The organism is Mesorhizobium sp. M8A.F.Ca.ET.208.01.1.1 (assembly GCF_004791315.1).
GTDB lineage: Bacteria > Pseudomonadota > Alphaproteobacteria > Rhizobiales > Rhizobiaceae > Mesorhizobium.
This window is the reverse complement of the sequence record NZ_SRUT01000008.1, coordinates 188,420-212,752: the sequence shown is the minus strand read 5'-3', so window position 1 is coordinate 212,752 and position 24,333 is coordinate 188,420. Positions and strand designations below refer to the sequence as shown.

26 protein-coding genes and 1 pseudogene are annotated in these 24,333 nt (G+C 65.4%); 21 read left to right on the top strand and 6 right to left on the bottom strand.

Features of this window, described 5'->3' with window-relative positions; all coding sequences use genetic code 11:
- Nucleotides 1-35 precede the first annotated feature (35 nt).
- Nucleotides 36-1,067, top strand: coding sequence for a DUF937 domain-containing protein (locus tag EN851_RS28030; RefSeq protein WP_135930442.1), 1,032 nt, complete (start codon nt 36-38; stop codon nt 1,065-1,067).
- A 167-nt stretch (nt 1,068-1,234) separates the two neighbouring features.
- Here the strand turns inward: EN851_RS28030 and EN851_RS28025 are convergent, their stop codons facing one another.
- Nucleotides 1,235-1,525, bottom strand: coding sequence for a DUF1127 domain-containing protein (locus EN851_RS28025; RefSeq protein WP_135930441.1), 291 nt, complete (start codon nt 1,523-1,525; stop codon nt 1,235-1,237).
- A 177-nt stretch (nt 1,526-1,702) separates the two neighbouring features.
- Between EN851_RS28025 and EN851_RS28020 the strand changes: the two genes are divergently transcribed.
- The 3 genes from EN851_RS28020 to EN851_RS28010 all read left to right on the top strand — a co-directional run bounded on the left by EN851_RS28020 (nt 1,703) and on the right by EN851_RS28010 (nt 5,500).
- Nucleotides 1,703-2,659: a LysR substrate-binding domain-containing protein gene (locus tag EN851_RS28020; protein ID WP_127280522.1), complete on the top strand. Its 957-nt coding sequence runs from the start codon at nt 1,703-1,705 to the stop codon at nt 2,657-2,659.
- A gap of 71 nt (nt 2,660-2,730) precedes the next feature.
- Nucleotides 2,731-4,377, top strand: a complete 1,647-nt coding sequence (xseA, locus tag EN851_RS28015; protein WP_135930440.1) for an exodeoxyribonuclease VII large subunit — start codon at nt 2,731-2,733, stop codon at nt 4,375-4,377.
- Nucleotides 4,378-4,381: 4 nt separating this feature from the next.
- The gene (locus EN851_RS28010) at nt 4,382-5,500 is read left to right on the top strand and encodes a P1 family peptidase (RefSeq protein ID WP_135930439.1); all 1,119 of its coding nucleotides are present in this window, start codon (nt 4,382-4,384) and stop codon (nt 5,498-5,500) included.
- Nucleotides 5,501-5,555: 55 nt separating this feature from the next.
- Here EN851_RS28010 and EN851_RS28005 read toward each other — a convergent pair whose 3' ends face one another.
- Together EN851_RS28005 and EN851_RS28000 are read right to left on the bottom strand one after the other, a co-directional pair.
- A complete protein-coding gene (locus tag EN851_RS28005) occupies nt 5,556-5,807 on the bottom strand; it encodes a DUF768 domain-containing protein (protein WP_015316487.1) in 252 nt (83 codons plus the stop codon).
- Nucleotides 5,808-6,207: 400 nt separating this feature from the next.
- Entirely contained in the window at nt 6,208-6,897 is a 690-nt protein-coding gene (locus EN851_RS28000) for an SDR family NAD(P)-dependent oxidoreductase (protein ID WP_135930438.1), read from the bottom strand.
- Between the two features lie 32 nt (nt 6,898-6,929).
- On the opposite strand from EN851_RS28000, the gene EN851_RS36510 reads away from it, so the two are divergent.
- Nucleotides 6,930-7,097, top strand: coding sequence for a hypothetical protein (locus tag EN851_RS36510; RefSeq protein ID WP_167531258.1), 168 nt, complete (start codon nt 6,930-6,932; stop codon nt 7,095-7,097).
- A gap of 84 nt (nt 7,098-7,181) precedes the next feature.
- Here EN851_RS36510 and EN851_RS27995 read toward each other — a convergent pair whose 3' ends face one another.
- Complete coding sequence (locus EN851_RS27995; protein ID WP_245464414.1) at nt 7,182-8,183, bottom strand: isopenicillin N synthase family oxygenase; 1,002 nt, start codon at nt 8,181-8,183, stop codon at nt 7,182-7,184.
- Here EN851_RS27995 and EN851_RS37390 point away from each other — a divergent pair.
- The 12 genes from EN851_RS37390 (at nt 8,076) to EN851_RS27935 (ending at nt 19,277) form a co-directional block, all read left to right on the top strand.
- Nucleotides 8,076-8,552, top strand: coding sequence for a hypothetical protein (locus EN851_RS37390; RefSeq protein WP_245464415.1), 477 nt, complete (start codon nt 8,076-8,078; stop codon nt 8,550-8,552). The genes EN851_RS27995 and EN851_RS37390 overlap by 108 nt on opposite strands.
- Before the next feature lie 189 nt (nt 8,553-8,741).
- Nucleotides 8,742-9,803: a hypothetical protein gene (locus tag EN851_RS27985; RefSeq protein ID WP_135861824.1), complete on the top strand. Its 1,062-nt coding sequence runs from the start codon at nt 8,742-8,744 to the stop codon at nt 9,801-9,803.
- A gap of 33 nt (nt 9,804-9,836) precedes the next feature.
- Complete coding sequence (locus EN851_RS27980) at nt 9,837-11,129, top strand: hypothetical protein (RefSeq protein WP_135930437.1); 1,293 nt, start codon at nt 9,837-9,839, stop codon at nt 11,127-11,129.
- Nucleotides 11,130-11,140: 11 nt separating this feature from the next.
- Nucleotides 11,141-12,901: a hypothetical protein gene (locus tag EN851_RS27975; RefSeq protein WP_245464472.1), complete on the top strand. Its 1,761-nt coding sequence runs from the start codon at nt 11,141-11,143 to the stop codon at nt 12,899-12,901.
- A gap of 23 nt (nt 12,902-12,924) precedes the next feature.
- Complete coding sequence (locus tag EN851_RS27970) at nt 12,925-13,599, top strand: hypothetical protein (protein WP_127280026.1); 675 nt, start codon at nt 12,925-12,927, stop codon at nt 13,597-13,599.
- Nucleotides 13,600-13,637: 38 nt separating this feature from the next.
- The gene (locus EN851_RS27965; protein WP_127870915.1) at nt 13,638-14,741 is read left to right on the top strand and encodes a hypothetical protein; all 1,104 of its coding nucleotides are present in this window, start codon (nt 13,638-13,640) and stop codon (nt 14,739-14,741) included.
- Between the two features lie 73 nt (nt 14,742-14,814).
- Nucleotides 14,815-15,648, top strand: coding sequence for a hypothetical protein (locus EN851_RS27960; RefSeq protein WP_127280028.1), 834 nt, complete (start codon nt 14,815-14,817; stop codon nt 15,646-15,648).
- Entirely contained in the window at nt 15,645-16,679 is a 1,035-nt protein-coding gene (locus EN851_RS27955) for a DUF4438 domain-containing protein (protein WP_127870914.1), read from the top strand. The genes EN851_RS27960 and EN851_RS27955 overlap by 4 nt, the downstream gene beginning before the upstream one ends.
- Before the next feature lie 47 nt (nt 16,680-16,726).
- Nucleotides 16,727-17,431, top strand: coding sequence for a hypothetical protein (locus EN851_RS27950; protein WP_127870913.1), 705 nt, complete (start codon nt 16,727-16,729; stop codon nt 17,429-17,431).
- A 16-nt stretch (nt 17,432-17,447) separates the two neighbouring features.
- Entirely contained in the window at nt 17,448-17,798 is a 351-nt protein-coding gene (locus EN851_RS37385) for a hypothetical protein (RefSeq protein ID WP_245520820.1), read from the top strand.
- A complete protein-coding gene (locus EN851_RS27940) occupies nt 17,795-18,610 on the top strand; it encodes a serine protease (protein ID WP_127870912.1) in 816 nt (271 codons plus the stop codon). Before EN851_RS37385 ends, EN851_RS27940 begins: the two co-directional genes overlap by 4 nt.
- A gap of 178 nt (nt 18,611-18,788) precedes the next feature.
- On the top strand, nt 18,789-19,277 hold the full coding sequence (locus EN851_RS27935) for a helix-turn-helix transcriptional regulator (RefSeq protein ID WP_127275917.1): 489 nt from the start codon (nt 18,789-18,791) through the stop codon (nt 19,275-19,277).
- Nucleotides 19,278-19,332: 55 nt separating this feature from the next.
- On the opposite strand, the pseudogene EN851_RS37380 reads toward EN851_RS27935, so the two are convergent.
- Nucleotides 19,333-19,639: pseudogene (locus EN851_RS37380) on the bottom strand (hypothetical protein); the annotation flags it as partial.
- Between the two features lie 73 nt (nt 19,640-19,712).
- Between EN851_RS37380 and EN851_RS27925 the strand changes: the two are divergent.
- From EN851_RS27925 to EN851_RS27910, 4 genes are read left to right on the top strand one after another with little or no spacing between them, the layout of a single operon-like run.
- Entirely contained in the window at nt 19,713-20,657 is a 945-nt protein-coding gene (locus tag EN851_RS27925; protein WP_127275916.1) for a MurR/RpiR family transcriptional regulator, read from the top strand.
- A complete protein-coding gene (locus EN851_RS27920) occupies nt 20,654-21,316 on the top strand; it encodes an isochorismatase family cysteine hydrolase (protein ID WP_127275915.1) in 663 nt (220 codons plus the stop codon). Before EN851_RS27925 ends, EN851_RS27920 begins: the two co-directional genes overlap by 4 nt.
- Nucleotides 21,313-22,635 carry a glutamine synthetase gene (locus tag EN851_RS27915; RefSeq protein WP_127275914.1) on the top strand — a complete coding sequence of 441 codons (1,323 nt, stop codon included), beginning with the start codon at nt 21,313-21,315 and terminating at the stop codon, nt 22,633-22,635. The genes EN851_RS27920 and EN851_RS27915 overlap by 4 nt, the downstream gene beginning before the upstream one ends.
- Nucleotides 22,635-23,420 carry an N-formylglutamate amidohydrolase gene (locus EN851_RS27910; RefSeq protein WP_135930436.1) on the top strand — a complete coding sequence of 262 codons (786 nt, stop codon included), beginning with the start codon at nt 22,635-22,637 and terminating at the stop codon, nt 23,418-23,420. Before EN851_RS27915 ends, EN851_RS27910 begins: the two co-directional genes overlap by 1 nt.
- Before the next feature lie 13 nt (nt 23,421-23,433).
- Here EN851_RS27910 and EN851_RS27905 read toward each other — a convergent pair whose 3' ends face one another.
- Complete coding sequence (locus EN851_RS27905) at nt 23,434-24,330, bottom strand: dihydrodipicolinate synthase family protein (protein ID WP_189343528.1); 897 nt, start codon at nt 24,328-24,330, stop codon at nt 23,434-23,436.
- Nucleotides 24,331-24,333: the final 3 nt, after the last annotated feature.

The window sequence follows — 24,333 nt, the reverse complement described above, 5'->3', positions numbered from 1 at the left end:
AGGCTCTCTTCGAGGATTTCCCGGAGGAGAAGCCGATGCCTACCTTGTTCGACATGCTGACGCAGGCCCAGAACGGCAACGGCATGCAGGCGCTTGCCCAACAATACGGGCTTTCGCTGCAGCAGACACAGGCAGCGGTCGCCGCACTGCTGCCGGCCTTTTCACAAGGATTGCAGCGCAACACCGCCGATCCCTATGGGCTCGGCGCCTTCATGACGGCGATGGCAAGCGGCCAGCACGCCAAGTATTTCGAGGACGCGACGCGCGCTTTCTCGCCGCAAGGCGTCGATGAGGGCAACGGCATTCTGGGCCATCTGTTCGGTTCGAAGGATTTGTCGCGCGCCGTGGCCAGCCAGGCGGCGCAGGCGAGCGGCGTCAGCCAGCAGGTGCTGCAGCAGATGCTGCCCGCGATCGCGTCGATGGTAATGGGCGGACTGTTCAAGCAGACGACAAGCCAGATGCAGGCAGCGGCTGGTCTTGGTGGCGGCGGCAACAATCCACTGGGCGAGATCATCGAGCAGATGATGCGGCAAGGCGGCATGCAGGCGCCGGCGCCACAACAGCGCCAGGCGCCTCCGCCTCAGAACCCCATGGACAACCCGCTCGGCAAGGTTTTGCAGGACATGTTCGGCGGCGGCTCACCGCAACCACAAAGCCAGCCGCAGCCGGCACCAAATCCCTGTGGCGACAATCCGCTCGGCAAGGTGCTGCAGGACATGTTCGGCGGCGGCGCGCCGCAGCAACCACAAAGCCGACCCCAGCCCCAGCAGACGCAGAGCCCATACGGCGACAACCCGCTTGGGAAAATCTTCGAGGAGATGCTGCGGCAAGGCGGAGGCGGCGGCTTCGGGATACCCGGTGGACAGCCGGCGCCACAACCTCAAGCGCCACAGCCACAGCCGCCCCAGGCACCACAGCCGCAGGCCAATCCGAGCGGTCGGCCAAGGAACCCGTTCGACGACATTTTCGGCAAGATGTTCGAGACCGGCGCCCAGCAGCGTGACGACTACCAGAAGGGCGTGGAAACGATCTTCGATCAGTTCAAGCGAGACATGGACCGGCGATAGGCGTCAGGCGCCATCTCCCGGCAAGCTAGAAAAGAAAAGCCCGGTCCTTGGGAGGACCGGGCAGCGTGCAGGCAGGCCGGCGGGGAACCGGCAGGGAGTGGGGAGCCTGCATGAACCTTGGTCGCGCTGAACCGCAGAAAGGTTCAACAAGACCGAAACTGAACCAATCAGGCTACCTTGCGGGCGATATCCTCGATCGTTTCCACGCGGTCGCTGGCGATCTCACGCAGGATTGCCGTCGGATCGCGGCCGAACGGCACGTCGATCGCGACATGCAGGTCGGCGCGCGTCAGGCCGATATCGGCAAGCTCGGCATCCGACATCTCGCCCAGGCGGTAGAAAGCACGGCGGTTTTTCCAGGCGCGGTAGATATTGAAGGCCGTGTTGACCACGCGCGCCGCAACGGACGGACGCGAAGTGATGCGCGAGGTCTCGGTGGCGAAATCGATCGTGCTCATGTCGGTCTCCTTCAGACTCGAACAGACGAAACCCGACGATCGGCGCTGGCGACAGCGGCCGTTCCGGCTTCGATTCACATGCCTTCATGTGGACAATGCGAATTTGCCATCGACCGATTGATTAATCCAACGAATGTTTTTAATCTTTGGCATCAACACTAGTGATGGATCATGTCGATGAAAGCGCCGCTCGATCTCGATCAATTGCAGACCTTCATCTCGATCGCCGACACTGGCAGCTTCACGCGCGCAGCGGAAGAAGTGCACCGAACCCAGTCGGCGGTGTCGATGCAGATGCGCCGGCTGGAGGAGCGGATCGGCAAGCCGCTGTTCGAGAAGGAGGGGCGCACCAACCGGCTGACGGAGGAAGGCGACAAGCTGCTCTCCTATGCAAGGCGGCTGCTCTATCTCAACCGCGAGACACTTGCCGCCTTCGACGACCAGCGGCTCGAAGGCACGATCCGCATCGGCACACCCGACGACTATGCAGATCGTTTCCTGCCGGAGATCATGGCACGTTTCACCCGCTCCAATCCGCGCGTCGAACTGACCGTCATCTGCGAGCCGACGCCGGGGCTGGTCGAACACATCAAGCGGGGCAATCTCGACCTGGCGCTGGTGACGCACAATGATGTGCGCGGCCAGTCGGAGGTCGTGCGACGTGAGCCGCTGCTGTGGGTATCCTCGGCCAATCACGCGACGCACGAGCAGGAAATCCTGCCGATGGCCTTCGGCCGGCCGAACTGCATCTGGCGGCGCGCCGCCGTCGACGTGCTGGACCAGCAGAACCGCGACTACCGCATCCTGTTCACCAGCTTCTCGGCGACCGTGATCACCGCGGCCGTGCTGTCCGGCCTGGCGGTCTCGGTGCTGCCGGAATGCGCGCTCAGGCCTGGCATGCGGGTGCTGGGCGAAGCCGATGGCTTCGGCGCCCTGCCGGACTGCCGCATCGGCATCATGCGCGGCCAGACCTCGCGGCCGGAGATCGTCGATGCGCTTGCCCGCCATATTTCGGAAAGTCTGGACAACATCTCGATCCCGCTTGGCGAGGAAACGGGAACGTTCGACTTCGCGGCCCTCGCCTTCGCCAAGATGAAGCGGAGCAAGCCGAACCAGATCCTGCCGGGCTGGTAGATGCGGATCATCAATATCGGGGCTGACATGGCCGCCTTGACGTCGGCGCTCAACCAGCCCCCAATCGGCCAATGAGCGAAGCAGCATCCGAATCACGCACCAACGCTACCGAATACACGGTGAGCGAGATATCGGGCGCGCTGAAGCGCACGGTCGAGGACGTCTTCGGCAATGTGCGGGTGCGCGGCGAAATCTCGGGCTATCGCGGGCCGCATTCCTCGGGTCACGCCTATTTCGCGCTGAAGGACGACCGCGCCCGGCTCGACGCCGTGGTGTGGAAAGGCACGATGAGCCGGCTGAAATTCCGTCCCGAGGAAGGGATGGAGGTGATCGCCACCGGCAAACTCACCACCTATCCCGGCAAGTCCAACTACCAGATCGTCATCGACAATCTGGAGCCGGCCGGCGCCGGGGCGCTGATGGCGCTGCTCGAGGAGCGCAAGCGCCGGCTGCAGGCGGAAGGGCTTTTCGATGCGGGCCGCAAACGCCGGCTGCCGTTCATGCCCCGCGTCATCGGCGTCGTCACCTCCCCGACCGGCTCGGTCATCCGCGACATCATCCACCGCATCAAGGACCGCTTTCCGCTGCATGTGCTGGTCTGGCCGGTGCGGGTGCAGGGCGACACGGCGAGTGCGGAAGTGACCAATGCCGTGACCGGTTTCAACGCGCTGGCATGGGACAGCCCTATCCAGCGTCCCGATCTCTTGATCGTCGCGCGCGGTGGCGGCAGCCTGGAAGATCTGTGGGGCTTCAACGACGAGGCACTCGCCCGCGCCGTCGCCGCCTCGGGCATTCCGGTGATCTCGGCGGTCGGCCACGAGACCGACTGGACGCTGATCGACCTCGTCGCCGATGTGCGGGCGCCAACACCGACGGGCGCGGCCGAAATCGCGGTGCCGGTGAAGGCGGACCTCGAAGCGACGCTGGCCAGCCTCGGCGCACGGCTCAAGGCAGCCGTCCTGCGCAATGTCGAGCGGAAGCGGCAGGCCGCCCGTGCGGCAGCGCGTGCGCTGCCCTCGCCTGATCAATTGCTGGCGCTGCCGCGCCGGCGCCTCGACGAAGCGACATCGAGGCTCGGCCGTGGCCTGATGGTTTCCACCGAGCGTAAGCGGGCACGATTCTTCGCCGTAAAATTGACGCCGGCGATGCTGTCGCAGCGGATTGCCGAGGCGCGGCGCACCAACGACCGTAATCTTTTGCGTGCGCAAGGGGCGTTGCGTACTCTGGCGAGAAGCCGGCGGGCGGAACTCAATCGTGCAGCGGATCAGTTGCCAAAATGCGCCAAGGCATCGCTGCAACGGCACAGGCAGCAACTGGCTTTGCTGCAGGGCCGCATCACGATCGAGCCGACAGCACGGCGGCAACGTGTTCATAGAGATTTGCTGACCGCTTTGACGCGACGCGGCGGCCAGGCGATGCTGCTTAGGCTGGAGCGGTTGCGCGGCCGCATCATCCAGGCCGACCGGCTGATGGCGACGTTGTCGCACAAGGCCGTCCTGGCGCGCGGCTTCGTGCTGGTGAAGGACGCCGACGGCGCCGTCATCAAGCAGGCCGCGGACGTGGCGTCGGGTATGGCGCTTTCGCTGGAGTTCGCCGACGGCACTGCCGATGCGGTGGCAACCAGCGGCGCGGCGCGGCCAAAGCCCGCCGCCAGGCCCGCGGCCAAGGCCCCAGTTGCCAAGACGAGAGAACCCGGCAATCAGGGATCCTTGTTCTAAGAGCATGACCGACAATCCGCACCATCTGGCAACACCGTCGGGCAAGCCGCGCGCGCGAAGCTTCAATATCGACTTCGACGGCACGCCTGGGCCGTTCAATGCGATCACCGACGTGCCAGGGGTCGCGGTCGGCTATACGACGCTGATTTCAGGCGATGGTGCGCTTGTCGTCGGCAAGGGACCGGTGCGCACCGGCGTGACCGCCATCCTGCCCAGGCCTCGCGCCGAGCTGGCGACGCCGGTCTTCGCCGGCATCTTCAGCCAGAACGGCAATGGCGAGCTGACCGGCTCGCACATCATCGAGGAAACCGGCGCTTTCAACTTCCCGATCACCATCACCAACACGCATTCCTGCGGTGTTTCGCGTGACGGCACGCTGCGCTGGATGAACCGGGTGCTGCCAGCCGCGATCGACAGCGCCTGGGGTTTGCCGGTGGCGGCGGAGACCTATGACGGGTTTCTCAACGACATAAACGGCTACCATCTGACATCGGAGCACGTCGCCGAGGCGCTCGACGGCGCGGCCGGCGGACCGGTCGAGGAAGGCAGCGTCGGCGGCGGCACCGGCATGATCACCTTCGGCTTCAAGGCAGGCTCGGGCACGGCATCGCGCATCGTCGCATGGCAGGGGCGCACCTACACGGTTGGCGCCTTCGTGCAGTCGAATTTCGGCAAGCGGCACAATTTCTGCATTCGTGGCCGGCGCGCCGATCCCGAACTCACCGAACCGGCGATCCGCGAAGCCACGTCGCGCGCGGAAAAGGGCTCGATCATCGCCGTCATCGCCACCGACGCGCCGTTCCTGCCGCACCAGATGAAGCGGCTGGCACGGCGTGTGCCGCTCGGCGTCGCCATGACCGGCGGCTTCGGCTATCACAGTTCGGGCGACATCTTCCTCGCCTTCTCGACGGCCAATCCCGCCGCGGCGCTGGGGCTGTCTGGCCGCATCGCCAGCGCCGATTTCATTCCCGACGCAGACATCGACCCGTTCTTCGACGCGGTGATCCAGGCGGTGGAGGAATCGATCCTCAACGCCCTGGTCGCCAATGACGACATGACCGGCCGCGACGGCAATTTCGTGCCGGCGCTGCCAAAGACGTGGTTGAAAGAAAAGTTCGGCTGAGACGAAAACGCGGGCCGAACGGCCCGCGCTTTCAGACAGGATTGTCCCTGAAAATCTATTCCGCGGCCTTGCTGGAAGCCTGCTGGTTTTCGTCCGCCTCGGCAGCTTCCTCGAGCCGGGAAGCGATCAATTCCTGGATGTCGCCGACTTCCTCCTGGATGTCCTCCAGCGGTATGCCGACCTCGGCTGCCTTGGCGGCGCATTCGCGGGCCAATGTCTCGGCCTGTTTCTCGATCCTGGCGTGGGACTGGCAATGGACCTTTTCACCGATCCATCCCCGCAAGAACTCGATCGCATGTTCACTCATACTGCTTTTCCCTGGCGGCAAAGCCGGTTGGTAATCATAAACGTCGGCATCCCGCAAAGGATGCATGCTCCCATTCCAGCCGAGTCGCGGCCAGCCGGCAAGCCAATGCCGTCCAGGGTCCACAGAGCCGAAGGAAATCGAGGGGTGAAGAACATCTTCTGATTCTGAAGGACTGTACCGTTGGCGGGATCTGCCCGCTCCGAGCAATTGCTTCTACCTTTTACGGCTTCCAGTCCGTTTCGTATCTCAATGGCTGTCGCTGCAGCCGCCTTATGACGTTACGCTTCAAGGCGCGAGCCATCGAAGCCGCCGCTATATAGTGACATCCTCATGCGATGTCGACTCTCCTCAAGGCCTGTGCACACGAGCCATGCAAAGGTCGCATGGATCGCTGATGCGGTCAGAAGTTTTCGACCCATGGCCTGAGCTCCATTTCCCAGGTCCAGGCGCTGCGGTGCTGGCGGTGGATGGAGAGATAGGCCGCGGCGATCGCATCCGGCGACAGCCGGCGGTCCTGCGGCTCGGGCTCCTGTCCGGACGCGGCCGAGGCGATGGCCCCGTCGATGATGAAATGCGCGACGTGAATGTTCTTGGGCGCCAGTTCACGGGCCATCGATTGCGCCAGCCCACGCAATCCGAATTTGGGCATCGCGAAGCCGGCAGACCCGGCGAACGCCTTCACGCTTGCCGTCGCGCCGGTGAAAAGGATCGACCCCGAGCCCAAGGCCAGCATCCGGCGGGCCGCCTGCTGAGCCACCAAGAGCCCACCATAGGCCCCGACCAGGAGCGCCTGACGGACCGCCTCGGGATCGAGCTCTGCTATCGGGCCGCGAGCGCGGCCGCTGGCGTTGAAAACCACGAGGGAAAGCGGGCCAGCCTTGTCGGCGACATCAAACAGCTGCTCCACCGAGGCCGGATCCGAGACATCCGTCGCCACGGCTTGCGCGCCGGCTTGCGCCTGCAATGCACCGAGCTTCTCGATATTTCGAGCGGCCAGGACGATTTGGAACCCTTCCCTGGCGAGAAGACGCGCCAGCGATGCGCTCAATCCAGAACCCGCTCCGGCAATGACGGCGACATTGGATGTCATGTGACCTCTCCTTCTTCCACTGATTGCAACGGTTGGCGCATGCCGAAGTCTGCCGGATCAACGCCGCACCGGCAACGCGCAAGGCGGAAAGAAAAATGGCCGGGCGCGAAACGCCCGGCCAAAAGAAGGTCACAACCTTCAGAGGGGAACACCGTTCAGCGAAATGGGAGGAGAACACCGAACGGATTTTTCTCTTTTGAACCGATCTTCACGCAGATGCGACGAACGATTTTCCAAAATCAGCCGGGACTGCAAAAAATCCATTCGTTCTTGTGGCAACAGGCTCAACCCGCTCCGGTTTCCGGCTCAAGCAGGTCGGCGTAATGGCGGCGCGCGACGTCGGGATGCGAGCGCAGCCGGCTTTTCAGCACATTGGTTCCGACATCGCGAAACAGCGGATTGTCCGGATCGCTGGCCGGCCCGCGCGCCTGCGTCGCCAATTCCTCGGGGAGTTCGAGCAGCGGTATCGTCGCATCGAGTTTGGCGCTGAAGAAGAACGGCACCGAAATGCGTTCAATGCCGGCGGGCGGCGTCACGACGCGATGCACGGTCGCACGCAAATAGCCGTTCGAGGCCAGCTCGAGCAGTTCACCGATGTTGACGACGAGCGTGCCGGGAATGGGGTCCACATCCACCCAGCTGCCATCATAGTCGACCTGCAGCCCCTTATTGTCATCCTGAAGCAACAGCGTCAGGAAACCGCCATCCTTGTGCGCGCCGACACCTTGATCACCGCCGGTCGCCTCACGGCCCGGATAGCGCACGATCTTCATGCGGTGGTTTGGCTGCTCACGGTAGATCGGGTCGAAGGCATCCTCTGGCTGGTCGAGCGACAGCGCGAAGGCTTTCAAGAGCCTGATGGCCACCCCTGTCGCCTTGGCCTGCCATGCCAGCAGGGCGGGTTTGAGTTCCGGCAACGCAGCCGGCCACTGGTTCGGCCCCTGCAGCCGCGTCCAGGCGGGAATTCCGGGGCCTTGCGCTATGGGCTGGCGCTCGACGCCGATATCGAGCTGTTCGCGCCAGTCGGCCTTGCCCTTGGTCAGCTCGCCGCCGGCGCGCGTATAGCCGCGGAACTGCGAGGACTTGACCATCTCGATCGCGAGCTTGTCGGCCTCGGCCAAGGCAAAGAAGCGGCGGGACGCGGTGAGCACCTCGCTGATCTCGGCCCAGGAGATCCCGTGTCCGGCCAGGTAGAAAAAGCCGATGTCACGCGAGGCGGAGCGGAGATCCGCCAGAAATGTCCGACGTTCCGATGCGCCTTGCTCAAAGCGGCTCAAATCGAGCACGGGTACTATTCTGGGCATATCAGGCTCCTTTACCGGTTTCCTTCCGCCGCCAATGCCTACAAGTCTCATCGACTCCCCCTTGCCCGGAAAGAAACGATTGGCCCTTCAAAAGCCATCGCGACGAATAATTTTCCACGCCGCGCAGGCGATATGATGATGATCGTGATCACGGCAGGAGATATGGCCGAACTGAGAAGGGTGTTGCGTTGCGGTAAAGACGAGGAAGACTTCCCAACCTTATGGCGAGCCTGGCCGGCGACGGCGGCTTTCAGCATGCCGCGAAGTATTTATGGGCCTTTCTCCAATTTTTGGCGCTTCACGTCAGATATCAGCCGTAAATCCGTTTATAATAAAATTATAGTAAAATAATACTCGCAATATATTTGTTTTAAGCACAAAATTCCGTACCTGAATAGTCGCCGATACTGACGACCATCTTCGAGCTACCCAGTCCTGCCGACTTGAGGGCGATCACTTCAGGGGGGACTATCCCGACCGGCGTTAATCGCTTTGGTCCCGCTCTCCTGAGGGGCCGATCGCTCAAGAGGAGATCTCGAGATGGACGGGTATGACGAATCGATGTTCGACGACCTAGCCTTTGATGAAGCGGAAGGCCCCGCCGACAGCTATGACGAATTCGACGAAATGGACGAAGGCGACGGCTTCGAAGGTGCCGATGAAGGCGACGAAGGCGACGAGTATGACGCGGGCGACGAGTACGAGGCTTCGAGCTTCGACGAGATGGACGCCGGCGACGAATTCGATGAAGGCGACGACTTCGACGAAGGCGACGATTTCGACGAGGGCGATGATGACGGCTGGGACCAGGCGCTGGGCTTCGCGCTCGCGGCTGAAGACAGCGACGAGTTCTTCCGGCGCATCGCCCGCGGCATACGCGGCGCCGTGCGCACCGTGCGGCGTGCCGCTCCCACCATCGGCCGCATCGCCCGCGCCGTGGCGCCGGTCGCCAGCCTCATCCCAGGCTACGGCACCGCAATTGGCGGCGTTGCCAATGTCATCGGCCAGCTGATGGCGGACGAAGCCTCCGAGGACGAAGCGCTCGACGCCTTCGCCGAGCTCGCGGTGCGCAATCGCGCCGCCATCCCGCTGGTCGCGGGGCTCGCCGCCAGACGCGTGCTCGGCCCCGCCGCCGCCCGCATGCCGGCGGCCGCCCGCGTCCAGGCGGTGCGCACCGTGCGCCGCGCCGCCACCCAGCTCGTCAACCGTGGCGGGCCGACCGCGATCCGCGCCTTGCCGCGCATTGCCAACAGCGTGCGCCGCACCGCGGTCACCCGCCGGACCCCGGCTTCCGTCCGGCCAATGGTGCTGGCGCGTACCGCGCGCCGTGTCGCGGCACGCGGGCATGGCCTGCGCCGGCAGCTGACGCAGCCCTTGCAGAGAGGGCGGCGGATCGTGCGCCGCACGGCCGCGGCGGTCCGCTCCGGCATGTCTCCGGCACGCAACCTGGCGCGCGCCGCCGGGCGGGCGCTCGGGGGAATGGGCGGCATTGGCGGTTGGACCGGTGGGTATGCACCTGGCTATGGCCATGGCCAGGGGTCCGGGCGCCGGCGGCGTATCGTCATCCGTGGTCCGGTCAGCATCACCATCCGTCCCAACTGAAACCCTTTCGGTGCAAGAAGAAGGATCGTGGCGATGCGCACGGGTTCTTCGACCAGGCGGTTCCTGGACACCAAGCTGCGGGCGCTGAAGGCGCGCGCGCAGCGCCTGAACCGCCTGACGCCGCGGCGCATCGGGCTGCGTCCCGAAGACCTGCCCTATGCGCCGTCGCGAGCCCATTTCCACGCCGCCAACCGGCGGCTGGCCGCCATCGGCAACGCCATCAATCGGCAGATCGCCGTGATCGAACGCGGCTGGCCGCCGGCAACGGCGCAGGCGGCACTCACCCAGATGGCGTTGCTCGACCGCAGCATCGACCGGCTGCGCCGCAGCTTCGGCATGTTCTTCGAGGTGATGTCGCAGCGCGGTTCGGGTTTCGCGCCGGCGCTCGCCGCCCATGACGCGATCGCGATGGACTGTTATACCGTCGTCCGCGCGGCCTTGCCCGGCGTCTTCGCCGGCCCGCTGCTGAAGCCGCTGACCTACATGGAACACGGCTATTCGCCGGCAACGCAGCGTCGTGGCGTGGCGCTGGCACGGCTGCTCGGCGACAGCAATCCGTTCCCTGTGATCCGCGTCCCCTGGGACCGCGACAATCCCTGGCAATCGGTGTTCCTGCATGAGGTCGCGCACAATCTGCAGGCCGATATGGGCTTGTGGCAGGAGAACGCGCAGGCGGTCGGCAACCGGCTAGCCTCGATGCGCTTCGATCCGCTCGTGGTGACCATCCTGCGCCGCTGGCACAAGGAGATCTTCGCGGACCTCGCGGCGCTGCTGCTCGGCGGCACGGCGTCGGTCTGGGGCATGATGGAGTTCCTCGCCCATCCCGGCGCGCGCGCCTTGACCTATCGCCCCGGCGGCGCCCATCCGACCGGCTGGATCCGGGTCCTGATCCTGACCGAAATGCTGCGCCGCATGGGCTTCGCGGCCGAGGCGGCGCGCGCGGAACGCGTCTGGCGCGCGCTCTACAATCCGTCGCGCGGCCACAGGCTGCCTCCGGTGCTGCTTGCGTCGGTGCCGCGCCTCATCCCGGCGGTGGTCGACGAGATCGCCTACCAGCCTCGGCGGGGGCTGGGCCAGCACGCGCTGGCCGATGCCATTCCATTCACGCGCGCCGACGAAGCCCGCATCCGGCGCGGCGGAATCCAGATCGCGGCGGGGCGAGTACCCGACCTGCCGCCACGCTTTCTTGTGTCGGCCAGCCGTTTCGCGCTGGAGGCCGGCGCCGAACCGGACGCCATTGCCAAGCTCGTCATCAGGAACCTGGCCCAGCGCCAGGCAAACCGACGACCCGCCGCGCAACCGTCCCCAGCCGCACTCGTTGCATGAGGTGAGATGTCATGGCCGACCTGTTTACAACCGCCGCCAGCCCGGTCTCGAAATTTCGGTCGCCCGCCACGGTCGCCGTCGACAATCTGCTGCGCAAGACGCTGCGCGTCAGTGATCCGCGCGATCCCGACCAGATGGCCAACGCGCTGCTGAACTTCTACCCGCAGGAAGCGGACAGGGACCGCCGCGAACGCGCCGGCCTGCCCTATTCGAGCGTGCCCGATTATGTGCCGCAGGTGTGGAACAGCGGCCCGTCCTCGGTCGAAATGGCCCAGGCTCAGGACGATCTCGAGCGCGACCTGCAGACGCTTTCGACCTCCTCGCCACTGAAGGACATCCGCATCGAGATGATTGGCTGGGGCCGCTCGATCCGGCAGCTCGCCAATGACGGGCTGGCCGCCGCGCGCCTTTCGCTGGATTCGGTCAACCACGACCGCGCCATGTCGGCGCGCCGCCAGCTCGGCGAGTATTCGCGCCTGGCACGCTATGTCGGCACGCTGACCGATGGCAGCGCCATCCTGTTCCGGCGCTTTGCCCAGAGCTGCGACGTGCTGGCGGGGCTCATCCTTGTCGCCATCGGCGAGGGGCTGGCGTCCAACGGCATCACACGCAGCACCTCGATCGTGCGTTCGGCGGCCGGTGAGCTGCAGGCGCGCCGCAATGCCGTCATCATGGCGCTGCGCAGCCTGACCGGCTCGGTCGAAAGCGCGCTTGGCCAGGAGGACTGGCCGCGCGGCATCGAAGCCTACCGCAATCTGGTCCTGCAACTGGAAGCCGGCGGCCAGGCGGACCTGCGTGCCCTTCTGGAAGAGAATGCGCTGTCGCAGGCGATGGACGACCTGGTCGACCTCTCGACCGGGGCAAGCGTCGAGAGCCTGCGTGAACTATCGACCGCGTCGGCGATGCTGGTTCACCGCTTCCAGCGCCTGATCCAGTTCGGCCAGAGCATTCCGGTTCCGATCGACGTGCCGATCACATCGGGACCACCGGAATCGCCGCCGCTGGTGGCGTTCGTCTCCAGCCTGCAGCTCTTCGTCGATGCCTTCGTCGCCAAAGGCAGCTCGCGGCTGCTCTATGTCGCGCGCCCGCCGATCATCGTCTACGGCCTCTATGGCGCCGGCGGTCCCGACCAGGGCGCCGTCCGGTTGATGAACCTCACCATCGCGCGCGGTTTCCTGCTCGAGCAGGTCGACTGCTTCGCCGGCTGCGGCTGCGACGACGACGAGATCAGCTGCCAGGTGCTCCTGGATTACATGCTGTTCCTGCTCGACCGGGCGATCGATCTCTATGCGGTCGGCATCGATCCGGACGGCCTCGGTGAACAGGAGAGACGCGCGACCGCCGTCGGCCTCGCCGTCGGCGCGGTGCTGGACCTGACCGACCAGGTGGCGAACCCCGGCGTGCTGCTGTGCGAATTCAGCGACAAGCTGAAGACCAAGCTCGCCACCATCTCCGGCGAGTTGCTCGACCCGTTCGGTGGCGCTGGCGCCTGGGACCCCGGTCTCAAGGGGCTGATGGTGCGTGAGCTGCGAACCTTCTACCAGGCCGAGGAGCAGACCGAGCGCCTGGTGCGGTCGCTGACCCAGCAATGCGACTTCAACGTTTTCAACTTCCGCAACAACCAGTCGCTGATCCGCTGGATGATCCGCACGATCCTGCAGAACACGTTCAACCAGGGCACCAACCTGCCGAGCCCGGTCCAGATGCCGTCGCCTATCGCGAGCTCGATGGCTAGCATGGGTCAGAACCGTCCCGACTACTGGTCGGCGTGAGCAGGCATGAGAGGAGCAGGACAATGGCTGCGAAAATTCCGTTTCCCTATCATCCGGCCAACAAGTTCCACGCCGGGGTCAAGGCCCGCTTCGAAGTGGAGGCCCAGACGCCGCAATCGATCGACCTGTTGACCAAACAGGTCGATACCGGCAGCCAGGGAACCCAGAAGGCCATCGGCGACGTTGCCAAGGCGATCAGGAGATATCCCGATGGAGACCAGTCGAAGACCTTCGAACGGCTGACCGCCGCGATGGAGACTATCGCCACCGCGCTGCAGAACCAGCCCAAGGGTAGCGAGATCGACAAGAAGCTTGGCGACATCGGCAAGGCGATCGACAGGTTTGACGAAACGGTGCGGTCGTTTGGCCTGCGCGACAAGGACAATGTCACGGCACTCTACGCGGCGGCGGTCGACACGACCGGCGACATCGTTGGCCGCACGAATGCGGGCCAATGGCTCATCCGGGCGGAATTCCCGTCGCTGCAGGCCATCGTCAAGTTTCAGAAGACCAAGCCGCAGGACGAACGGCGCAGCGAGTTCGTCAAGCGCGTGCGCGCTGTCGAGCCCGTCCCACCAGGCCTTCCCGCGACGATCACCGACAGTGAGCTGGCGCGCTTCTTCGACCTGGTGCCGGCCGTGATCAGCGCCATCAATGCCAGTCAGGACACTGGCTCCAGCGAGCCGCCCAAAGCCTGAAACCGTGAGCCGCCAATTCGAGCAACATGAGGTCTGTTATGGCTAGCGAATCCAATGAGGTCATCCAAAGGCTGTTCCAGCGCTTCTTCAGGGACGAGCTGCCCGGATTGTCGCCGGCGGACCGCGCCGCTTTCGAGAGCGAGTTCGAGGGCCGCTACGGCGAACTGCTCGATCGCTCGTCCAGTGCGACGACAACGAGCTTCGCGGATCTGGTGGGCTTCGGCGACGGGCCGCTCAAGCCGTTCGACGCGCTGCAGATGCCGTTGCTGCGCAATGACTTCGACGAATCCATCATTCCGCCGCAGCTGCAGGCCTCGGCAGAACTCTATTACATCTACCAGATGGACCGCATGAAGCTGTTCCAGGTCGTCGATGTGCTGCGCCGGCTATTCCAGAACGGCCAGATCCGCATCCAGCGCGGCCCCGGCGCGCGCGGGCTCTACATCCTCGAGAAGTGGCGGCCGATCCGCTACAAGCGCCGCGACCGGCTGATCGCCTATCGCCGCGTCTTCAACTATGGCCGCGCGCCGGTGCCGTCGGGGGCGATCGTCAACCGCAGCTTCCACTTCATGCTGGTCGCCTTCATGAACGCGATGTCGCAATACTTCCAGGATCTGACCATCGGCCAGGTCATCCGCGGCAGCTCGACCATCAATGACCGGCCGTTCGCGGCGCTCGCCACGGTGCAGCGTGTCGGTACCGACCTGCGCTACCATCTCGACCGTTCAAGCTATGGCAACATCCTGGCGCTGACCCGTGAAACCGGCCAGTACGTGCAGCAAATCTTCGAACTGTTCGACGCGCCCGACATCAAGAAGTCCTTCGACGCCAACACCAAATGGGATGTCATCGAAGCCGTCGCCAACCGGCACTTGGGCGGCGCGGCCGAGATGTCGCAGCGCGCCAAGATGGCGGATGCGGGGCGCAGGACGCTGCAATACATCGCCGAGAACGATTTCCGCACGACGATCACGCCGGCCGAGTTCGACGCCGACGCCAAGAAGATGGGCTCGCAGGCCGACGCGTGGCTCGCCGCCTACCGGCTGACGCGCGAAGGGCGCCGCTTCCCCGGCCTCGATGGCGATCGTGTGCACTGGTCGTACGGGCTCAACCGCAACACCGCCTCGCGCATCGCCGCCTAAACCGTTGCAGCTGTTCAGCATCCGGTGGAGTCGCCGGACAGCTCCAACTCTCTATTTCTGAAGGGTGTCCGCGATGGACCACCATCTGGCTCTTCCCGGGCGCTTTTCGCCCAAGCCCCCGAACATCGTCATCGATGCGCCGCTGGCGCTGTCGCCGATGGGGCTGCTCGTCACGGTGACGCTGTCGCAGTCGGCTCGGGTGTGGCTGCCGCGCGGCTTCTACACCTTGCTCGACAATGACGAGTACTACCGCCACCGGCCGGACCAGATGGGCGGCGGCTGGCTGCATCCCGATGCGCGGGACGCGACGCTCAGGGAATTGGTGCTTGAGCTCGAGCCGTGGCGCCGCGCCTGGCAGAACGGCCGGCTGTCGTCACGCGTACACTGGGTCGGCGATGCGCAATATGAGAGCGCGCTGCCCGAGCGCGAAGGCACTGCCCTGCTGCCGCGCTTCGAAGGCTGTTGTGCCGCGCTTGAAGCGCGGCTTGGCGACCTCGCCGGCACCGCAGCACCGCTCGACGAATGCGCGCGCGACGTCATTGCCCTGTCGGCCGCGCTGCAGCCCGAGAGCACCTACATCCTGACCATCGCCGGCAGCGCCGGTGCCCGGCCGCCGCTATGCGACTATCTGGAGCGGCTCGCGTTTCCGGCCACACGTCATCCGGGCGCGATCCCGGGTTGGTCTGGTCCGGCCTTCTGGCCCGCCGCCGCCCCGATCGCCGCGAGCGGCCGCAGCGCCGCCATCGTGCAGGTCGTCGCGCCGGTCATCCTGGCGCTGCCGGACGGCTGGAGCGAAACCGACTGGGCGCTGGAGGATCCAGCCGACCATGACGAGACGCCGGACGATCCCTGGCGCAATGCTTGCGCGCTCTGGTACGAGCTGGCACCAGTGGAGGCGGCGGCATGAAACCGGCCCGCCTCCACCCGGTCCACGGCCTGCGCACCAATGCGCGCGACCTGGTGATGATCAGCGTCGCCGGGCAAGTGGCTTCGCCGACAGAGAAGGGAACGCCGTGGCGCATCGGCTACGACGGCAGGCCGCGCTCGCTGCCGGGCACCGGCGGCATCGTGCTCAACCATCGCGTCGGCGACCCTTGCGTCGGGCTCGCCGGCGATCATGTCGAACCGGCGGTGTCGATCCGCAACGAGGCGCGCGCGGCCGGCGGCAGCCCTGATGCCGCCAACCAGGCGCTGCAGAGCTATTCCTGCGTCGGCAATCACGCCATCGTCACGACGGGGCGCGCCGCCGGCGCGCGCGGCGTGGTGACCGGCAAGCATGGCGGCGTCGACACGGTGCTGATCGACTTTCCGCTGCCGGCGATGCGGCAGATGGCGATCGGCGACCGCATCCAGGTCTGGGCCTATGGACTTGGCCTGCGCCTGACCGACTATCCCGACGTTGCGATCTGGAACTGCTCGCCACGGCTGCTCGCGCGCTGGCGGCCGGTGGAGCGCAACGGCAGGATCCACGTCAAGGTCACGCATCGCATTCCCGCCCGCGTCATGGGTTCGGGGCTGGGCCGCAACAATGTGCTGCGCGGCGACTACGACATCCAGATGTCCGATCCGGGCATGGTGCGTCGCTACAAGCTCGGCTCGCTGCGTTTCGGCGACATTGTCGGCATCATGGACGCAGACAACCGCTATGGCCGCTCGCGGCTGGGCGGACATGTATCGGTGGGTGTGATTGTGCACTCGGACAGCACCGTGGCGGGTCATGGCCCGGGTGTCGTCTCGCTGCTTTCGGCACCGGCTTCGCTATTGCAGCTTGAGCTCGATCCGAGCGCCAACATCGCCAGCTATCTCGATATCAGGCCGCCACAGCCGGCGCGGCCATCCTTTCCGCTGCCGACGGTCGAACAGCGGGAAAGAACCGTGGCGCGGCTGCGCCGGCGGGCTACGGCGGCGGACGCAAAAGTGGCGGCCGGTCCGGGGTAGCCCGGCAACGGGCAGGCATTGAACAGGACGCAGGAAAGGGAGCCGGCATGTCATATCTCGACGAACAACTCGACGCGCTGGTTGACGAGGCAGCGCAAACAGTCGGCCACCGCCGGCCATGCGGCTGCGCACAATGCCGCCGGCAACAGGGCTTTCGCGCCGTGGAGGTCAGGCGCCGGCATTTTCCAAGCGGTGGCTGCGGCTGCGGTTGCGGCGGCGACACCTCCTTCGACGAAGCCACCGTGCGGCGGGGACGTGCTCCGCGGCCGGCGCGCGGCCAGACCTCGGCACGGGCTCGGGGTTCGCAACTGCCGGGCTGGCGCGGCTGGACGCCGCCGGTGTCGCTGGCCGCCATCGATGCGGCGCGCACCGCCGCCGGCAGGGGCCAGGCCGTCGATCCATTGCTGCGGCCGTTCCTGGCGCCGGGGCCGCAGGTCTATCGCATCACCCGCGCCGGCATAGACCGCGACCGTCCGCTCAGCATCGGCATGACCAAGGGGACCAATTCGATCGCGCAGAGGATTGTCGAACATTACCGGCAGCCGAGCCGCGCCGACCCCCGGGTCAACACCGCGATCCGCAACCTGCAACCGGGCCAGGTCCTGGTCCAGGCGGCTCGCCTGACCCGCCAGGCGATGCATCCAAGGCGGGCCCGGAACTATGAGGGCTGGCTGCAGGACCGGGAGCGGCCACTGCTCTATGACCCCAACAGCACCACATTCGATGAAGCGGGGTTGATGTACACCAACTGAACCAAGGGAGATCTCCATGCACGGGCAAGTCGCACCTCATGCAAGGTCGGTATGGGCCGACCTCGATGCCATCGTTCTCCAGGAGGTCAAGGCGCTGCGCTCGGTCCCGCCGCGCCCGGCGGAACCACAATTTGGTTCCGACGAGGAGTTCATGGATCGCGCGACGGCCTACCTTGAGGGCCGGGGCGAAGAGGCCCGTCTTCTAGTGGACCGCCTGCGCGACATGCTCGGCCCGGCAGCGGACGCGGACATGGCCGCGACCGACGTCCCACGGGAGGTGGAAAGCGGAGGCGGGATCTACGATGTCGCTCCGCCGGATGTCGCGCCGCCGCAAGCCGAGCCACCACAAGCCGAGCAAGACACATGACGCTGTTCTCGCCAGCGCCCTTCGAACTCGACCGTCTGGCCGACGAAGCGGATTATGCGGTGGTCGGGCCGACCGACGGCCGCGCCAGAGTCGCGCACACCAACCGCTTTCCGCACAGCGCGGTCTGCCATATCGAGCGCGACTTCGGCGACGGCAGGCTGACCGGCTGCACCGCTTTCCTGATCTCGCCGACGCGCCTGCTGACCGCCGCACACTGCATCACCAGCCCGATCCGGCAGCGGCTTGGCCTGCCCAACCTTGCCGTGCGCATCCGGGTCACGCCGGGCCGTGCGTCCCGCGACGCGCGCCCCTTCGGCTGGCAATGGGCGAAACGCTGGCACGTCAATCCGCCCTACCGCCGTCGGCCATCCGCGCTGCACGATGTCGGGCTGATCGAACTCGAGCGGCCGTTCTCGCCGGCGCCGGGTTTTTTCCGGCTGTGGTCGCCGAGCCGGCAGGATCTCGACAGGCTCCGGGCCTCGCGTCTGCTGCACATTTCAGGCTATCCGGCCGACAAGCCGGAGGGCACGCAGTGGGAGCATGCCGAGCGTCTCGACCGGATCACCGAGCGGCAGCTTTTCTACAGCGTCGACACCTGCCCGGGGCACAGCGGTGCGCCCGTCTGGATCCAGCGCCAGCAAGCCGGCCCGCCGGTCATCATCGCCGTTCACACCGCCGGTCCGCGCCCGCATTCGGGCGGCGCCTGGGGCTGCCGGCCGGGTGTGCCGCTGGCGCCGGCCGGGCTGTTCAACCGCGGTGTCAGGATAACGCCGGACCTGTTGCGCTCTATCAACTCCGGATTCGCACCCTGACCTGAAAATTGATGGCCCCAAATGATTTTGGGAATGCTAATATTCCGGGAAGTGTTATAGTTCGGGCCATCAATGCAGCATTCATACGGGTTGCGCCGTGGTCCGGTGGCGTGGCCGTTTGCTAAGGCGCCAGGGCTTGTGATTGTAATGAGTTTCCTGCCAACTAAGGCGTTCGGTCATGATTGGGCATGCCGAGAACTTGCAGAGGCTTTCGGAGTTCGCCGAAGAACTCTCCGCGTCACGGAATGAGCGGAACACCGATACGGACACATCGAGTTTTGTGGTGAACGGCCATTCGCTGGTCGCCATCCGGCATCTCGAAGATGAGGAGCCTGGCGGCCCGAGCGGCCATGGCGATCAGCGCCCCGTGGGCCGCATCGTATGCGCCGGCACTCACTATCTGATCTATGACGCAGTCTATGTTCCGGCAACCGCCGACACACCGCTCACGGCCGCCGATATACTGACGCGGCGCGAGCTGCAGATCGCGCTGCTGATCGCCGAAGGCAAGCTCGACAAGGAAATCGCACGCCAGCTCGGCATCAGCGGCTACACGGTGCGCGAACACATCAGGCGGATCTTCGCCAAGCTGAATATCGGCCGCCGCTCGGCAATCGCATCTTGCGTGCTGCCCGGATGGACGGATTTTCGCCATGATGTCCGATAGATCGAGGCGCTGCCTGCGACCAGCATGGGTCAGCCGATGCCTTGCCTGAAGGGTCAGCCCTGAGCAGCATGCCGAAGAGTTCGCGCGGCTCGTCGGGGTCGGCCAGCATGTCGAGTTCCTGGTAGAGGCTGGTCGACTTCAGCTGATCCCTGACATAACCCAGCGCCGAAAAGTCCTCTATGGCGAAGCCTACGGAATCGAACAGCGTGATCTGGGCGGCATCGCGCCGGCCCTTGGTCGCCTGATATGACCTGCCACAGGTTATCGGGCACATGCTGCTGGATCTCGCCTTCGATGGGGGTCTGCTGGGGATATTCGACGAAGATGCCGAAGGCCGGCGATCGCCCGATGTCAACATCCCTTCATTCTTGACACTATTTAAAGTATCTGTAATAGTTTTTACAAAACAAGAGACCGTGGATTTCGGGGAGGCCAATGGCGATACGCGATGTTCTGATGCGCGGGGATCTAGCGCTGACGCCGTCGGAGGAAAAGATCGTCCGGCTGCTGTTGACGGACTATCCGACCTCCGGCCTTGGCACCGCCTCGTCGCTCGCGCGGCGCGCCGGCGTCAGCGATCCCACCGTGGTCCGGCTGGTGGTCAAGCTCGGCTATGAGGGGTTTCCGGATTTTCAGGCAAAGCTGCTCGCCGAGGTCGAGGCCAGGCTGCATTCGCCTCTGTTGATGATGGAGACCAAGCGGCAAAGCGGTTCCAGCGACAGCGCGGTGCTCGCCTATCTCGATTCCGTCACCGCGGCCCTGCAGAAAGCCACCGCCGCGACACCGGTCCAGACCTACGAGCGGGCCGCCCGCCTTTTGATGGAGGCCAAGGGCGAGATCGTTCTGGTCGGCGGCCGGTTCAGCCGCCACATCGCCGGCATGCTGGCCGGATATCTCGCGCAGTTCCGCAGCGGAGTCCGCGATCTCGGCGTGCTCTCCCCCCAGACATTCGACACGCTGGCCGATCTCGGCCGCCGCGACGTGCTCGTCGTCTTCGACTATCGCCGCTATCAGCTCGACGTGATGGCCTATGCAAGCCAGGCGGCCGCGCTCGATGTGCGCATTCTTCTGTTCACCGACCAATGGCTGTCGCCGATATCAGACCTCGCCGAAGTCACGATCGTCAGCCCACTCGAAGTCGCCTCACCCTATGACACGCTGGCGCCGGCGATCGCACAGATGGAGGCGTTGACCGCCCAGATCGTTTCGACGCTGGGCGATGACGCCCGGGCCCGTATCGAGAGAATCGAGAAAGTGCGGCACGCCAATGCGGTGACGCTCGACAGCGATGCGGAAGGCCAGACGGTTGGCCCCCGAAAAACAGCTGGACCACGCAAGACACCTGGACCCAAAGCAGCAAAGCAGGACGACAAGGCATGACCCAAACCTTATCCAAGCTGGCCCTACCCAAGCGAGACGAAGCCTTCCGTGCCGGCGAGACGGCGCTGCTGCTCGTCGACATGCAGCGCATCTGGCTGGAGCCGGGCGCAGACCCCTCGCATCCGGAGCGCGGCCCAGACCATTATTTCTACCGGCAGACAGCCTTGCAGACGATCCCCAACCAGGAGCGCCTGCTGGCGGCGGCGCGGGCCAATGGCGTCGAGGTGCTGCACACCATCATACAGAGCCTGACCGAAGATGGCCGCGACCGTTCGCTCGACCACAAGCTGACGCCGATCCATGTCGCGCCCAGGCTGCCCGAAGGCCTGCCGGTTGCATCGCTGGCGCCGGTCGGCGACGAGATCATGCTCCCGAAGACCTCGTCCGGCATCTTCAACTCGACCAATGTCGACTACCTCCTGAAAAACCTTGGCATCCGCTACCTCGTCGTGGTCGGCGTGCTGACCGACCAGTGCGTCGACATGACGGTGCGCGACGGAGCCGACCGTGGCTATCTCGTCACCTGCGTGTCGGATGCCTGCGCCACCATCACCCAGCAACGTCACGACATCGCGCTGAAGGCCTTCGGCGGCTATTGCTGGGTCACGGACACCGACACCGTCGTCGACCGCTTCAACGCCCTGGGAAAAACGGCATGACATCGACCGTCGAGCCCCTCGTTGCCGTCGTCACGACAGACCTCTCCGCCATTACGCGGGGCCGCTTCGTTACTGAAGGCAAGTTGCAAAAAACCGCCGCGACCGGTGTCGGCTGGCTGCAGGCCAATCTGTCGATGACGCCGTTCAATTCGATCGTCGATCCCAACCCCTGGGGCTCGTCGGGGGACCTTCGGCTGATCCCCGATCTCAAGGCACGCTTCCGCACCGAACGGACGGGATCGGCGACCCCGTTCGACATGGTGGCCGGCGACATCGTCGAGCTCGACGGCAGCCCGTGGCTCGGCTGCACGCGGACCATGCTCCGGGACGCGCTGGCGGAATTGAAGGCTGCGACCGGCCTTTCCGTCATCGCCGCCTTCGAGCACGAATTCCACATTGCCGATGGCAGCTTCGCGCCGGCGCATTCGATGTCCTTTGCGGCGCTGCGCCGCACCGACCCGTTCGCCCCCAATCTGATGGCGGCGCTGGAGGAGGCAGGCGTCGGCCCCGAAGTCGTCATCGCCGAATTCGGCAATGAACAATTCGAAGTGACGCACGAGCCGGCCGATGCGCTGACGGCAGCCGATCGCGCCGTCGCCATCCGCGAAATCACGCGCGAAGTGGCGCGCAATGCCGGCTGGCGCGCGAGCTTCGCGCCCAAGATCGCCCCCAATGCCGTCGGCAACGGCGTGCACATTCATTTCAGCTTCGTCGACGAAGACGGCAAGCCGGCGACTTACGATGCGGCGCGGCCCGGCGGCCTCTCCGCCAAGGCCGGCGCCTTCTGTGCCGGCGTGCTGCGCCATCTGCCTGGGATGACCGCCATGACGGCGTCGAGCGTATCATCCTTCTATCGCCTCAAGCCGCACAGCTGGAGTTCGTCCTACACCTGGCTCGCCGACCGTGACCGCGAGGCGTCGCTGCGCATTTGCCCGACGGTGACGATCGGCGGACGCGATCCGGCACGGCAGTACAATGTCGAGTACCGGGCGGCCGACGCCACCGGCAATCCTTATTTGTCGCTGGCCGCGATCATCCGCGCCGGGCTGGAAGGGCTGAAGGCGGATCTTCCCTCGCCGCCGCTGGTCACCGGCGACCCGACGCTGATGAGCGAGGCGGAACGGGCAAAGCTTGGCCTGGTGCGGCTGCCCGAAACCTTGCCGGCGGCGCTGGACGCGCTTCTGGCCGACAAGACCGTCACGGGATGGTTCGCCCCGATCTTCATCGAGACCTTCGTCGGGCTGAAGCAGCATGAAGCCGAGCGCCTGGCCGGCCTCGATCCGGCCGCCATCTGCGATCTCTACCGGACGCTCTATTGATGACCGCACGGAGTGAAAGGAACACGCCCGCTCAAGGAGACTGGCCCGACGCCGTCGAGGTTCTCAACGAGCACGGCCGCTGCGACATCGTGCTGCTGTGCGAGCATGCGTCCAACCACATGCCGGCCGAATATCGGCAGCTGGGGCTCGATGCCAGCCACCTGCGGCGCCACATCGCCTGGGACATCGGCGCCTCGGAGGTGACGCGCCTGTTGTCGGCGCGGCTCGATGCGCCGGCCTTCCTCAGCGGCTATTCCCGGCTGCTGATCGACCTCAACCGGCCGCTGGACAGCCCGGGCAGCATCCCCCTGCTGTCGGAGGACACCGACATTCCCGGTAATGCCGGTATCGACGCGGCGGAACGGGACCGACGCGCCAAGATCATGTTTTCGCCGTTCCATGACCGGGTGACCGCACATCTCGACCGACGGGCGGCCGAGGGCAGGCCGACGCGAATCGTGACGATCCATTCCTTCACGCCGGTCTTCCTTGGCGTCGCAAGACAATGGCATGCGGGCGTGCTGCATGACCATGCCGCCGATCTCGCCGCAGCGATCCTTTCGGGCCTGCGCGCCGACGCGTCGCTCAACGTCGCGGCCAACGTGCCCTATGTGATCAGCCGCGACGCCGACTACGCCGTGCCCATCCATGGCGATGATCGCGGCATCCCTGCTGTCCTCATCGAGATAAGGCAGGACCTGCTGTCGACACGGTCCGGCATCGAGGAATGGGCGGACCGGCTGGCGGCGGCGCTGCCCGCCCGCGAGACGGAGACAACTTCGTGAAGAATCTCGCGGCTCACGCCAGCCACTCCTTGATCGCCGGGCGAGCGAGAACGGCACGCATGCGGTCCTCGGCGTCGGCGACAGCCAGTGTCATCGGGGCACGGGTCGGACCGCAATCGACGCCGATGACGCGGAACGCCGCCTTCATGCCCGGCAGCACACCGGTTTCCAGCAGTGCCTCGACGAAATCCTGCGACACCATCTGCAGCGCCTTCGCCTGGCGCAGATCGCCGCCGCGAACGGCCTGATCAATCGCCACGTAGAGCCTGCCGAGCAGATTGTAGGTAGTTCCGATACCACCCTCGGTGCCGAGCATGCCGGCGGCGGCATAGATCTCATCGAAGCCGTAGTAGAACAGCTTCTGCGGCTGCCGCTTGCGCAGCAGGGAATATTTGAACAGGTCGGTGGAGGTGAACTTGATGCCGACGACATTGCTGAGATCGAGCAGCCGGACCAGCAGGGGAAGCGGCAGCGGCCGGCCGGTGCGCAAGGGGATTTCATAGACGATAAGCGGCAGGTCGGTCGCCGCCGCCAGCGCCTGGTAGTAGCCGAAGACTTCTTCGTCGGAGAACGGGTAGGAATGCGGCGGCAACGCCGACAGCGCGTGATAGCCGAGCTTGCGCGCCTGCCGCGCCAGACAGATGGAATCACGCAGGTTCGGCATGCCGACATGGGCGATCAGCTTGACGCCACTTGAGACCGCGCCGGCGAAGACCACCTCTTGCTGCGCCAACAATTCGTCCACCGTCAGCAGGCCGGATTCGCCGCTGCTGCCACCGACATAGAGGCCTGCCAGACCCTGGCGCAGCACATAATCGTTGATGTTGCGCTGCCGTTGCGGATCGAACTCGCCGGCATCGCTCAGTCCGGTCATCAGGGCGGCATACATACCCGCCAATTGCTTGGTCATTGG